Annotated in this window: 11 protein-coding genes and 1 pseudogene; 4 read left to right on the forward strand and 8 right to left on the reverse strand. The window is 66.8% G+C overall.

Translation table 11 applies throughout. The features are described from left to right. Positions 1–93: 93 nt before the first annotated feature. Positions 94–771: a hypothetical protein gene (locus ACYVD1_RS21080; RefSeq protein WP_460775554.1), complete on the reverse strand. Its 678-nt coding sequence runs from the start codon at positions 769–771 to the stop codon at positions 94–96. Between the two features lie 185 nt (positions 772–956). On the opposite strand from ACYVD1_RS21080, the gene ACYVD1_RS21085 reads away from it, so the two are divergent. Continuing rightward, positions 957–1,319, forward strand: a complete 363-nt coding sequence (locus ACYVD1_RS21085; protein ID WP_460775556.1) for a phosphohydrolase — start codon at positions 957–959, stop codon at positions 1,317–1,319. Here the strand turns inward: ACYVD1_RS21085 and ACYVD1_RS21090 are convergent. From ACYVD1_RS21090 to ACYVD1_RS21100, 3 genes and pseudogenes are all read right to left on the reverse strand, one after another. Further along, positions 1,307–1,783, reverse strand: a complete 477-nt coding sequence (locus ACYVD1_RS21090) for an NUDIX hydrolase (protein ID WP_460775560.1) — start codon at positions 1,781–1,783, stop codon at positions 1,307–1,309. The genes ACYVD1_RS21085 and ACYVD1_RS21090 overlap by 13 nt on opposite strands. A 295-nt stretch (positions 1,784–2,078) precedes the next feature. Beyond that, positions 2,079–2,399: pseudogene (locus ACYVD1_RS21095) on the reverse strand (NUDIX hydrolase); the annotation flags it as partial. A 65-nt stretch (positions 2,400–2,464) separates the two neighbouring features. Next, positions 2,465–3,664: a helix-turn-helix domain-containing protein gene (locus ACYVD1_RS21100; RefSeq protein ID WP_460775563.1), complete on the reverse strand. Its 1,200-nt coding sequence runs from the start codon at positions 3,662–3,664 to the stop codon at positions 2,465–2,467. Positions 3,665–4,057: 393 nt separating this feature from the next. Here ACYVD1_RS21100 and ACYVD1_RS21105 point away from each other — a divergent pair, with 393 nt between their 5' ends. Together ACYVD1_RS21105 and ACYVD1_RS21110 are read left to right on the forward strand one after the other, a co-directional pair. Further along, positions 4,058–5,308, forward strand: a complete 1,251-nt coding sequence (locus tag ACYVD1_RS21105) for a methionine adenosyltransferase (RefSeq protein WP_460775565.1) — start codon at positions 4,058–4,060, stop codon at positions 5,306–5,308. A gap of 4 nt (positions 5,309–5,312) precedes the next feature. Further along, complete coding sequence (locus ACYVD1_RS21110) at positions 5,313–6,209, forward strand: alkaline phosphatase family protein (protein WP_460775567.1); 897 nt, start codon at positions 5,313–5,315, stop codon at positions 6,207–6,209. Between the two features lie 1,274 nt (positions 6,210–7,483). On the opposite strand, the gene gltX is transcribed toward ACYVD1_RS21110, so the two are convergent. From gltX to ACYVD1_RS21130, 4 genes are all read right to left on the reverse strand, one after another. Next, positions 7,484–8,899 carry a glutamate--tRNA ligase gene (gene gltX, locus ACYVD1_RS21115; protein ID WP_460775569.1) on the reverse strand — a complete coding sequence of 472 codons (1,416 nt, stop codon included), beginning with the start codon at positions 8,897–8,899 and terminating at the stop codon, positions 7,484–7,486. Between the two features lie 309 nt (positions 8,900–9,208). Next, entirely contained in the window at positions 9,209–9,694 is a 486-nt protein-coding gene (locus tag ACYVD1_RS21120; protein ID WP_460775571.1) for a hypothetical protein, read from the reverse strand. After that, positions 9,691–10,251 carry an ATP-binding protein gene (locus ACYVD1_RS21125; RefSeq protein ID WP_460775575.1) on the reverse strand — a complete coding sequence of 187 codons (561 nt, stop codon included), beginning with the start codon at positions 10,249–10,251 and terminating at the stop codon, positions 9,691–9,693. The genes ACYVD1_RS21120 and ACYVD1_RS21125 overlap by 4 nt, the downstream gene beginning before the upstream one ends. A gap of 110 nt (positions 10,252–10,361) precedes the next feature. Next, entirely contained in the window at positions 10,362–11,228 is an 867-nt protein-coding gene (locus ACYVD1_RS21130) for a helix-turn-helix domain-containing protein (RefSeq protein WP_460775578.1), read from the reverse strand. Positions 11,229–11,385: 157 nt separating this feature from the next. Here ACYVD1_RS21130 and ACYVD1_RS21135 point away from each other — a divergent pair, with 157 nt between their 5' ends. Beyond that, a complete protein-coding gene (locus ACYVD1_RS21135) occupies positions 11,386–12,225 on the forward strand; it encodes a helix-turn-helix domain-containing protein (RefSeq protein ID WP_460775582.1) in 840 nt (279 codons plus the stop codon). The last annotated feature ends 2 nt before the right edge of the window (positions 12,226–12,227 follow it).

Below are 12,227 nucleotides of genomic sequence, written 5' to 3' on the forward strand. Positions count from 1 at the left end.
GGGACCGGCCGGGGTGAGCGCAGTTGGCCTGGCCCGGGTCAGCGGGCGGAGACAGCAGGCGGAGACAGCTGTCAGAGCCTGGTGACACAGGGGTCAGGAGCGGGTCCACTCCCCGCAGCTCCTCGTCTCGAAGGCCACGTCCGACGCGGCGATCGTGACGACCTGCTGCCCGCCACCGAAGTGGTTGGCGATGACGGCGTCAAGGGAGCCGTCGGTGCTGGACAGCCGAGCCCAGTAGCAGCTCGATCCACCGTCAGCCCGGTAGGTGCCCGGGGAGATCTCGTCGTCGACCATGAACGTACCGGTGCCGGGGAAACTGTTCTCCTCCGCTTCGGTCTCCAACCCGGTGACCTCAGCTTCCCGGTCGTCGAGCTCCTCCTCGCGCTCGTCCATGTCCTCCTCGCGCTGCTCGAGGTCGTCGGTGCGCTCGCCGATGTCCTCCTCACGGTCGTCCAGCTCGCCTTCGCGCTCGTCGAGCTCCCGGAAAGGACTCTCCAGCTGGGTCACCTGCTCGCGCAGGTCGCTGATCGTGTCCTGGTAGTCGGTCTCCAGGGCTTGGGCGTCGTCGAGCTCGAGGGAAACAGCCTCGTGCTCCTCCGCCAGGTCCGTGTACACGTGAGCACGCTCCGGAGACCGGAACGCCCACCCCAGCACGATCCCCAACCCCAAGGAACCGGCCACGACCGCCACGAGCGGAAGCCGCAGCTTCGAGACCCAGTTCCACCTTCCCGACCAGCTCTTACCCGCAGGTTCGGTGTTCTCCCCAGACATGACCGTTCACCACTCTTCTGTGCTCCTCAGTAGCTCTGCGCACTGTGCAGATGGGATTCCACAGTATCCCCAGGCCACTTAGCTTTCAAGTGAAAGCTATGTAAACAGTCCATCGTGCACAGTACGCATACTCAGACCAGGGAACGTAGGACGGCCATAGCCCCGGCGGATACGCATCACCTCTGGTGAACACCGGGTTCCACCCGATCGACGGAGCCCTCTGGTTGCGCGACCAGGGGGCGGATGAGCGGCTGGTGTGTTTGGTGGCCCACCACACCGGAGCCGTCTTCGAGGCCGAGCGTCGGGGTCTATCCGACCATGTGAAGGACTTTTCCCGGGAGGAATCAGCGGTCGCCGATGCCCTGTGGTACGCGGATCTGACGAGCGGGCCCGACGGCCGCCCCAGCACGTTCGAGGCACGGGTAGCGGAGATCCTCACCCGCTACGAACCCGGCTCTGTGGTGCACGAGTCCGTTTCCGAGGCCAGACCGGCCCTCTCTGCCGCGGTACACAGAACCCTTGAGCGGCTGGCTGATCACCCCAGGTAGGGCACTGCCCGGCCCTCCAGCGCGTGCCGCACCCGCAAGGCCATCGACGGATGCATCCCGTAGTCGGCCACGCTCTCGGGTTCGGCCCACACCACCCGTGTCGACTCGCTGCTCGGCGTCGGCTCCCCACCCGTGGCGCGGGCCCGGAACACGAAGGAGCACTCCTGGCGGCACTCGCCGTCGCTGGTGTAGTAGATGAGGTGTCCCGGGTCGGTGTACATCCCCACGAACCCGGTCACCTCGCAGTGGACCCCGGTCTCCTCCAGGGTCTCGCGCACCGCGCACTCGGCCAGGCGTTCCCCGGGGTCCATCCCGCCGCCGGGCATCGCCCAGTTGCCGTTGTCACTGCGACGGATCAACAGCAGCCTCCCCGAGTCATCGAACACCGCCGCGTTCGCTGAGGGCACCAGGCTGTTGGGCTCAGGCGCAGCAGGGTCGTCGAGGTAGTCGATTCGTCGTCCCAAGGGGTCAGGTACCTTCCTACAAGCCGGAGCCAACAGGCCCGCTCAGGCATTGAGCCCAAGCCAGCTGGCGAAGTGCGCGATGCCGTCGGAGGAACACCGCTGTTCGGAGAGGTTCACATGGACCGTCTCCTGAACGCGCGGGAGCGGGTGCGGACCCGGAGGCGTCAGGTTGTGGCTCTGCCCTCTGCACGGGTGGCTGCCAGCCGGTCCGGGTCAGTGACAGGATTCCCGTGTACCGGTTCCCCTGCCCGGGAGTAGCCGCACACCGGCGGACAATATCTCGCCTCCGCATCGGTCACCGGTCGGTGACCCGGGTCGCGTAGAGGTACAGAAGCGCGTTCATGGAGGTGCCGCTGACGATCTCCCGCTTACGCACGAGATCCGGGATCTGGTCGATCGGAACCCAGTCCAGACGCTCGGCCTCCCAATCCTCCTCGGGCTCGCCGATCGGTTCGGCACTGTCGGACACGAAAATGTGGTGCTCGCTGTCCGAGATACCACTCGAGGGCTGGGTGTAGAGCAGTGGACGCAGAGGCCCCGGACGCCATCCGGTCTCTTCCTCGACCTCGCGTGCTGCCGCGTCCTTGGGTAGCTCACCTGCCTTGATGCCGCCGATGAGCCTGACAGTGAGGGTCCCACGGGATCCGGCTCTTGTCTGGAAGACGGAGCAGGCACTCCCACTCAGGTCTTGAGTCCAAGCCAGCTGGCGAAGTGCGCGATGCTGCCGGAGGAACGCCGCTGTTCGGAGACGATCACATGGACCGTCTCATGAACGTGCGGGTGGTACCGGGTCTGTTGGGGAGCGGCTTTCCTGGCCCTGTTCAGTGCCTTCAACGCAGCAGAATGATCGCCAGCCATGGTCCACGCACGCGCTACGTCCTGCCAATGGCGACCGACCCGTGTCGCCTTCACCCCGGAGGGCAGTCGCAGTCGCGTGCCCGTGTGGGCGGCTCGTCCGGGATCGCCGATGTCCAACGCCACCGCCACCTGATGGATCATCACGTTGCCCGGTCCGAAGTTCGTGTCGTAGGCAGCGGACTCATGACCGACGAGAGCGGCCAGCCGCTCCGCCTCCACGAGATGTTCTTCCGCACGGTCCGAGTCGAGATCGCGAGCCGCGAGAATAGCTCCTCGCAGATGCGCTGACCCGGACAGGGCGAGCTGCGCTTCGCCATCGAGCGGACCGATCTGGTCAAGGGATCGTTGAACACATCGTTGACCACTCGCGTAGGCAGAGTGGGAGAGCAGTAGGAGCGCGCGCTGCTGTACCGCGTGCGCGACCAACAACGACTGCCCAGAAAACGAGGCGGCGTGCTCCATCCGGTCCAGGAGGGTGGACGCCATGACCATCCAGCCGAACCGGTAAGTCAGCTGTGCGGCGTTCCCATAGGCACGGGCCAGCAGACGGTAAGAACGCTCTCGCTCAGCTCCGGTGCCGCCGGATTCGACCGCACCGTGCAGTTGTCGCAGTAGGACCGGAACCTTCGCCAGTGCGCGGCGCGCATGGTCCCCATGCCGGTCGCGTTGGACCGCCGCCAAGTCGGCGGCGAGTTCCTCGTGGGAGGAAGGTTCCACGGGGTCGACGAAGGATCCCTCCGCGAGGATCGCCTGGAGTTCCGCTACACCGGGAAGTCCACCACCGTCTTCAGCCAACAGCCGGTGGTAGGGCTGCCCGTACAGCTCTTGAGGCTCGATGCTCAGGGCTTTCGCCACGGCCGCCACGAACCCGGAGGATGCGGGTTCGCGGCCCTGCTCAACTGCTCGGACCATACTGACGCTGTAGTTGGCCCGTTGCGCAAGCGCCTGCTGATTCACACCGGCGATCTTGCGGGCTAGGGCGACGCGCTCCCCGATCGACACCCCAGGGTCGGTCACGGACATCGGCGCTCCTTCGAACTCGCGGCTCTTCGCGCACGAGCCTACGCAACCGACGTCGACCAGTACCACTGGCGGGACTGTCACTTCGCTGATACTTCGCCTCGACCACAGATGTTTGCCTGTGGTCATCAGCCCCCTACTCCTTGAGAAGTGTGCCGAGACTTGCCACGTCCTGCCGCCTTAACCGGCAGTTGAGACGCAGATGAACCCCGTTCTCGCACTCCTTCGCAAAGGTGGCTTGCTTCGTCAACACCATCTGGCAAGGATCAGCGGCCCTGCTCCGCCGTCTGTTGCATTTTCGTTCGAAGAGATGACCGAAGGACCCCAGAGCCCGTGGGCTCGCTTGGTTCGAAGGCGTCTCGCGGATCGCTTCACCACCACCCCCAGGAGAAGCCAATGCGCATGATCTTGCACGACGGAATCGCACACAACCCAGCGGGCACGAGTTTCGACGTGGTCGAACGCAAGGGGATCGGTCACCCGGACTCGCTCGCCGATCTCATCGCGGAGGAATTCTCCCTCCGCTACTCCCTGCTCGGTTTCGACCGGCACGGTTTCGTACCCAACCACTGGGTCGACAAGGTGGCACTGGTCGGTGCCGAGTCGGAGGTCGGCTTCGGCGGCTACACGATCCACAAGCCGATCAGCGCCTACCTGTTCGGCAAGGTGACGCGTGCGGTGGGCGCTGAGCCCCTCCCCATCGAGGACCTGTTCCGGACAGCGGTGGGGAACATTCTGGCCGAGGCCACCGGCAGCGACCGGATCGTTTCCTCCGTGCGCGTCTTCGTGGAGAACACCGCAGGTGTCGGAGCCGATCATCCTGCCTCGTTCTACCGACCCTCCGACCACGGCGAGTGCCGCAATGCCACGGTGAACACGTCGGCCAACGACACGGCCTTCTGCAGCGCCTACTCCCCCGCCGACCCCGCGGACATCCTGGCGATCGACGTGGAGAACCACGTCAACAGTGCCGCCTTCAGAGACGGGCTCAGCGGACTGGGTTCCGACGTCAAGGTGCTGTTGACCAGAGCAACGGACGTGCTGGAGGCGACGGTCTGCCTTCCCGTGTTTCCGGAAGCGGTCGGCTCGCACCGTGAGTACAGGGCGTTGGTAGCTGAGGCTCACGAGCGGCTCGACGCCTTCATCAACGAGCACCCGACCGTGCGGCGGCTTCCATCGCTCACGCGACTGAGTGTCAATACCAAGGACCACGGCAGCAGCGCCTACCTTGCGCCGTTCGGTACCTCACTGGGCAAGGGTGACTGCGGGCTCGTCGGGCGCGGCAACAAGGCCAACGGCGTGATCTCCGCCAGCGGCGGCGCGGGAGTGGAGGCCCTGGCCGGCAAGAACCCGATGCACCACACCGGCAAGCTGTACACACTCGCCGCCGCTCGCCTGTCGGACCGGATCCACTCCAAACTCGGCGCGCCCAATGAGGTCGTGCTCGTGTCGCGCAACGGTGACCGCCTGGACCTGCCATCGTTCGTCGGTGTCCGCCTGGCCCAGAGCGACAGCCGACTCGACCGCGGTGCCGTCGAGGAACTGACCACCGCCACCCTGGCCGAACTCCCGCTGCTCTCCAGCCGACTGCTCGCCTTGTCCCCCATCGACCGCTTCCGTGACCCGTCGCTGGTTCTGGAGGTGTGAACCGATGACGGACAACGACCTGGCCGACCGCAGCGTCATCCTCGTCACCCTTGACTCCTGCCGATACGACGTCGCGGCGAGCACACATACACCGAACCTGGAGAAGGTCGCTCCGCTGCTGCGGGCCGAGAGTCCCGGGACCTACACGCTCCCCGCGCACGCCGCGTTGTTCAACGGCTTCCTTCCCCGTTCGGTCTCCGGCTCCCTCAGGCTCGGCGGGCACCGCGTGGACGCTGTCTGGCGTTCGGCCGCGGCCAGAAGCTCTACGCGCAATGTCGCCGTTCCTTTCGACGGCCCCGCCCTGATGGACCACTACACCGCTCAGGGCCATCGGGTCTTGGGCGCGGGAGGTGTCAGCTTCTTCGATTCCTCAGACTCGGCGAACAGCCTGCCGCGGCTGTTTCCGGAGTTCCACTACTTCGGAAGGCCCTCCCGTGCCCCGGACGGATTGGAGCGGCGTGTTCTCGATAGGTACCAGACCCTGCCCTTGGCTCACACCCGCATGCTCGCGGACCTGTGTCTGGATGCCGAACGATTCTTCCTGTTCGTCAACTGTTCCAGCACGCACATTCCCTACACGACCCCGTTCAGCCCTCTCACCGACCGGAACAGGGCCCTCCTCCGACGCCTCTACCAACTGCACGACGCCCGGGAGAACGCCCCCCGCGGTGCCCTCACCGGTGAGGATGTCGAGGAACTCCTGGACATGCAACGCCGCGCCTTGATGTGGGCGGACAGTCGCCTGGGCGAACTGTTCTCGAGCTTGGAAGACCGGCACCCCTTGGTGGTGGTCTGTGCTGACCACGGCGAGGAGTTCGGCGAGGGCGGCAGGTTCGGTCACGCACACCCGCATCCGACGGTCACCACGGTCCCCCTGTGGTGCGGCATGTTGGGCGGGTGATGATCGATGGCCAGCCCCCACCCTTGGTTTGTACATCCAGCGCTCGTCGCCGCTTCCTCTGATGGAATTCGAACCCGGTTGGGCCTCTCCCCCAACCACGCGTCATTCCGCATCGGGGTTCTCAGGACCCACTTGCTCACCGCCCTGCTCGCCAACAGCTCCGCACGGTATTTCGGCGCACAGGCACACGTGACGATCAGGTGGGATGACAGCGACCCTTTCCGCAGCCACAACGCACACCGCGTCCCTCTGCTCCGCGAGGTCAAGCACGTGGCTCGGATACCGGTCGATGATGAGGACACTGCCGTCCGGCAAAGCAAGCGGGGCGATCGGCACCGGCAGGCCCTACGTCTACTTGACTCCCGAGAGCTCGTGGTCATCAGCCGAGGGCTTCCCTGCCTTGACGTCACCGCTGTCGATCGGTACATGGCCGCACACGGGGCCTGCCCAAGAGCTTTGACCGCGTCAGCCGCCGTGAACGCGACTACGGCCCTGTCGCCGCAGCGGAGGATGATCCCTCTCATGCGCAGTGATGGACGTGCCCTGTGGCACTTGGCCACAGTCGTGGACGACATCGACCAGCGCACCAACCTGATCGTCAGGGGAGCCGACAAGCGCGACGCCCTACCCATCCAGGTTCGTCTGTACTGGGCCCTGTCTGAGGGAAAGCACCCGCCCGCCCATGTGTTCTTACCTAAGCTGCTGGCGAAGCCGACCGAAGCGACCAGAGTCGCCGATCTCCTTGAACGGGGTGTCAGGCCCTCCGCGCTGCGGTACTTCCTGGCCGAGCCCTACCTGTCCCGCCCCCGGTCACCCGATCGGCCCACCGACTTCTCTGCGCTGGTGGGCCGGGTCAACAGGTACCTGCCTCGGTACGGGGACAGCATCCTCGACGAACGCCGCCTGGGCTCTCTGGACCGGAAGATGTCCGCGGCCCTGCCCGCGGAAGTGGCTACGGAGGAGCTACGAGACCGCTGTCCGAACTCCCCCGCGCACGCCATTGAGTGGACCATTGCGCACTATCCGCGGCCACTGGTTCAGCAGGCGCGGCTATGCCGGGCACTCACCGATGCTGCGATCGACTACGAACCGCCGCCTGCCCGATCTGAGGAGGCCTGTCTGTGGCTGGGTGCCTGGATTCGCGGCAAAGCTGAGGGCCCGCCCCCGCATCCGGTGCGCTGGGTGCTCACCGGGCAACGGAACGGGCCCTCCGCGTCAGACCTTCTGAAAGCCTTTGCTTCTCCTCTGCTGGCCGCGCGTCTAAGATCGGCGCGTCAGGAGTTGAGGCGGTCCAGCGCCACGCGCAGACGCTCCAAGGTGCGCTCCCGGCCCAGCAGTTCCAGGGATTCGAAGAGCGGGAGGCCGACCGTGCGTCCGGTCACCGCCACGCGGACCGGCGCCTGAGCCTTGCCGAGTTTGAGCCCTTGGGCGGCCCCGGCCTGCTCAAGGGCTCCCTTGAGGGATTCGGCGTCCCAGGCCAAGGACTCGTCCGAGTAGGTAGCGATCGCGGCGGTGAGCATCTCCGCACCGATGCCGGGCTTCATGGCTTTGGCCCAGCTCTTCTCGTCGAAGACCGGCTCATCCAGGAACAGGAAGTCAACGTTGGGCACGATCTCGCTGAGCACCGCCACCCGGCTCTGTGCGAGCGGCGCGATCTGTGCGAACACCTCAGCGTCGAAGGCCTCCTGCCGCCACGGTGCGTCCTCGCCCTCGAGGTAGGGGGCGCAGCGCTTCACGAACTCGTACGCGTCCAGGGCACGGATGTAGTCACCGTTGAAGGCCCGTAGTTTCTTTTCGTCGAAGAACGCGGGTGAGGAGTTGACGTCGGCCAGGTCGAAGAGCGGGATCATCTCCTCGATGGGCATGATCTCCCGGTCCTCACCCGGTGCCCAGCCCAGCAGCATCAGGTAGTTGACCATGGTCTCGGGCAGGAAGCCTTCGGCCTGGTACGACTCCATGGCGACCTTGTCACGCCGTTTGGACAGCTTCTGGCGCTTGTCGTTCACCAGGACAGGGGCGTGTGCCCACACCGGTGGGGTGTGTCCCAGCGCCTCCCACAGCAACTGCTGCTTTGGGGCGTTGGACAGGTGCTCCTCGCCTCGGATGACGTGCGTGATGCCCATCTCGACGTCGTCCACCACGTTGGCCAGGACGAACAGGGCGCTGCCGTCACCGCGCGCGATGACGAAGTCCTCCAGTGCTTCGTGCGGGAACTCCACCCGGCCGCGAATCTTGTCCTCGACCACGGTCGGGCCGCCCTCGGGGACACGGAAACGCAGCGCACGCCCCGGTCCGGCGTCGAGGCCGCGGGTACGGCAGAACCCGTCATAGCCCAGGTTGGGGTTGTCGCGGCGGGCCTGGACCTGGTCGCGGGTGCAGTCGCAGTAGTAGGCCAGGCCCTCCTTGAGTAGACGCTGGGCGGCCTCGGTGTGCTTGTCTGCGTAGTCGGTCTGGGAGTAGGGGCCTTCGTACTGGGTGGCGTCCACACCCAGCCACGCCATCGCCGCCAGGATGCCCTCGGTCCACTCAGGGCGGGAGCGGGCGGCGTCGGTGTCCTCGATCCGCAACACCAGACGTCCACCGGATTGTCGTGCGACCACCCAGTTCAGCAGCAGGGACCGGGCGTTGCCCACGTGGAACATGCCGGTCGGGGACGGAGCGAACCTGGTGCGAATCGAGGTGTCAGTCACCCCACAGAGCCTAGCGCGGCATCCCCGTGTTCAAGAACGAACGATAAGCCGCAAACTCCCCCTATTCAGTGGATCTCGCACGGTGGTAATCCCATGAAATCAGAGGCCACCAGAAGAGGGGGCGCGGGTGCGCAGCGTGTTCGAGGTGGGCAGGGGGATGCGGTCGGGGAGTGAGGTCCCCCGATACCGACAACGTTAGGGACTCGCGGGGGCGCGCGCGAGGCCCGGTGTCGGGGCTGTGGACAACCGGGGGTTGGAAGAGTGGCGGCCGGGCGGTGGGGGCCGCCCGGCCGGTGCTGTGCGGAGCGGTCACCACCACAGGGTGGTCAGGTGGTGGGCCGCGGCGCCGGTGGTGGCGGCCAGGGTGTAGGCGAGGAGTTTCCAGCCGGTGCGGCGGGGTTTGCGGTGGCTGCGCGGGCGGGGCGGGAAAGGGTCTTGCTCGGGGGCCGGGCGGGGGCGCGGCACGCGCGGAGTGGGTGGACCGGGTGGAGTGGGCGGTACGGGCGGCGTGGTCGGGGCGGGCGTCGTGGGCGGGTCGGGTGGGTCGGGGTGGTTCGGAGGCCGGTCGGCCTGCTGGCGGCGGGCCGCGGCGACCTTCATCCAGTGCGGGAGTGTGCCGTGTTCCCTGCGGTATTGGACGCGGGGGTTGTCGGCCATCTGGGCCAGCAGGCGCTGTTCCCGGGTGGGCGGCCGGGCGGGGGCGCGGGCGCCGGTTCGGGTGCGGGTGAAGCGCTGTCCCCGGGGCGCGGTCAGGACCTGGCGCACCCCGGGGTCCACCCGGTTGGGGGCGTTCACCGGGCCACCTCGCGGGCGGGGAAGGCGGGGAGCCCGGGGAGGGTGAACTCGGCCCAGGTAACGGTGCCCAGCCCTTCGCAGAAGGGGAAATCCAGCACCGAGCGGGTGCCCCACCGGTCGGCCAGGTGGTGGATGATCAGCAAGCCGCGGCCGCGCTCGGCCTCGGTCCACTCCTGCAGGGTGCGCTGGTGCGGGATCTGGGGCCGTGCGGGCGCGGTCCCGCCGCTGGTGTCGGTGCGGGTGCCGTCGTCGACGACGGCGACCTGGAGGGTGGAGGCGTCGGGCATGTGCAGCGTGCGGATGACGCGCCCTTCGGGGTCCTGACCCGAGCGCGAGTGGTCGCACGAGTTCGCGAACATCTCGCTGGCGCACAGCACGATGTTCTCGCTGGCCTGCGTGGTCATTCCGGCCAGCCGGGCGAGGTCGGCGGCCAGGTCGGAGCGGACCCAGGCGGTTTGGGCGAGGTCGCCGGGGTAGACGCGGGAGGGCCAGCGGCGCCCGGTGAAGGGCGTGGTGGGGGTGTGGATCCCGGCGCGGGCGTGCGGCACAATGGACATGTCGATCTCGCTTTCTGCTTTTCACATGGTTGGAAATTGGGTCGGCCTGCTCTGGGGGTGTTGGTAGCGCCCGCCAGAGCTTTTTCGTGCGTGGTTTCAGGGGGCCGGGTTCAGGTGCCGGGGTTTGAGGGATGCAGCGCGCGGCGCTCAGGTGTGGGCACGCGCGCGGCGATCTCGGTGATGCGGTGCAGGGAGTCGTCGGCCGACAGCGCGACGCCCTGGAGGGTGGCGTAGAGGTCGGTGTAGGCCTTGACGGTGGTGGCCTCGCTGATGAGGTGGCCGGGGCCGCAGGGGTGCGGGGTGTAGACGAGCGTGTGGGCCGGGGAGAAGGACAGCGTCCAGAAGGCGCCGCGCAGGCCGGGGTGGTAGGGGGTGCCGGTCGGGATGAGGTGCACGGTGATGCGGTCGGCCTGGGCGAGCCGGTGCAGGTGCACCAGCTGGGCGCGGGTGGTGTCGGGGCAGGCGAGGGTGCGGGTGAGCGCGCCTTCGTCGACGACCAGGCAGTGGTAGGGGGCGCCGCCGGAGGTGGGCAGGAGCCGGGCCAGGTGCGGGCGGTCCTCGTCCAGGGCGGCGGAGGCCATCGGGCGTTCGGCCCGGTGGAGCGCGGTGGCGTAGGCGTCGGTGAGGTAGGGGTCCGGCAGGACGAGGGGCGCGAAGGCGCGGACCTGGAAGGCTTCGGGGAGTGCGTCGGTGATGGTGACACGGCCCTGGAGGAGGGTGGCCAGATGGGCGCCGGCCCAGGCGTCCCAGAGATCGCCACCGGTGTTGAGGGCCCGGTCCAGGTCCTGAGCGACGCGGCGGCCTGGGTCGAGGGCGCCTGATTCGATCTCGTGGAGCATCTCGACGGTGACGTAGACCTGCACCGCGAGGTCACCGGGTGAGAGGGCGAGCCCTCGGCGGGCGGACCACACCCGCGCCCCGAACCCCTCCCAGCTCACTCCGACCTCTTGCACACGTATCCCAAGCTCACCAGCCACAGATGACCTCCTCGATGCTGTCCGACCCCAAGTCCACTGAGGGTCGGTGGATGACTACAGTAGATACCAGGAAACCCTCAGATGCAATCTGCATCTACAAATTCCCCAGGAGAATTTTGTTGAGCCGAAGAGCCGGGGCAGTATGGAAGACATGACGATGAGCCCCACAGTCGCCCAATGGCAGCTTGCGACCGATCTGCGCAAGTTGCGTGGAGACAAGAAGCTTTCCGAAGTGGCCCGCGCCATCAAGGTGAACGTCTCCACCGTCTCGCGTTGGGAGACACCCGGAGTCGAGGGCGCCATCCCGGGACCGGGCAGCCTGGAGCGCATCCTGGAGTTCTACGAGCTTGACGCCGAGGCCATCCAGCGCTTCCTGCATGTGCGCAAGGAAGCACGCTCCTCAGGCTGGTGGCAGTCCAGCGGAGTCGCGGAAGACTATGGCACCTACATCGGCCTCGAGAACGAAGCACGGCGCATCCGGACCTACGAGCCCGTACTCATCCCAGGTCTGATGCAGACTGAGGCCTACGTACGAGCCCTCTTCAAGGGCACGATGCCCAGCGCCGCACCTGAGGTCGTGGACGCGGGAGTGGAAGTCCGACTCACCCGGCAGACGAACTGGGAGGAACGGGGCGCGCATCTCTGGGCGATCATCAGCGAATCGGCGATCCAGACCACCGTCGGAGGGTCTAAGGTGATGGCCGAACAGATTCGGCACCTCATCCAGGTCTCCGAGCAGCGAAACGTCACTCTCCAGGTTCTGCCCTTCGAAGCGGGGGCGCACGCCGCACTGGAGATTGGGAAGTTCACACTGCTCACCTTGGATGAGCTGTCGGTCCTGGTCACCATCACCGACAACACGAGTCTCTTCTGGGACGATCAGGAAGCTTTGGAGCGACACACCGACGTATTCGAACGACTGCTCGCCGATGCCTGGCGACCTGCGCAGACCATCGAATTCCTAGACCGGTACGCCCAAGCTTTGGAGAAGGAGTAACC

It is taken from the genome of Nocardiopsis nanhaiensis (assembly GCF_054778635.1).

Excerpts from the sequence above, each read along its gene's own strand:
- ACYVD1_RS21080 (WP_460775554.1), bottom strand. The coding sequence starts at position 771 with ATGTCTGGGGAGAACACCGAACCTGCGGGTAAGAGCTGGTCGGGAAGG.
- ACYVD1_RS21100 (WP_460775563.1), bottom strand. The coding sequence starts at position 3,664 with ATGTCCGTGACCGACCCTGGGGTGTCGATCGGGGAGCGCGTCGCCCTA.
- ACYVD1_RS21105 (WP_460775565.1), top strand. The coding sequence starts at position 4,058 with ATGCGCATGATCTTGCACGACGGAATCGCACACAACCCAGCGGGCACG.
- ACYVD1_RS21110 (WP_460775567.1), top strand. The coding sequence starts at position 5,313 with ATGACGGACAACGACCTGGCCGACCGCAGCGTCATCCTCGTCACCCTT.
- ACYVD1_RS21125 (WP_460775575.1), bottom strand. The coding sequence starts at position 10,251 with ATGTCCATTGTGCCGCACGCCCGCGCCGGGATCCACACCCCCACCACG.
- ACYVD1_RS21135 (WP_460775582.1), top strand. The coding sequence starts at position 11,386 with ATGAGCCCCACAGTCGCCCAATGGCAGCTTGCGACCGATCTGCGCAAG.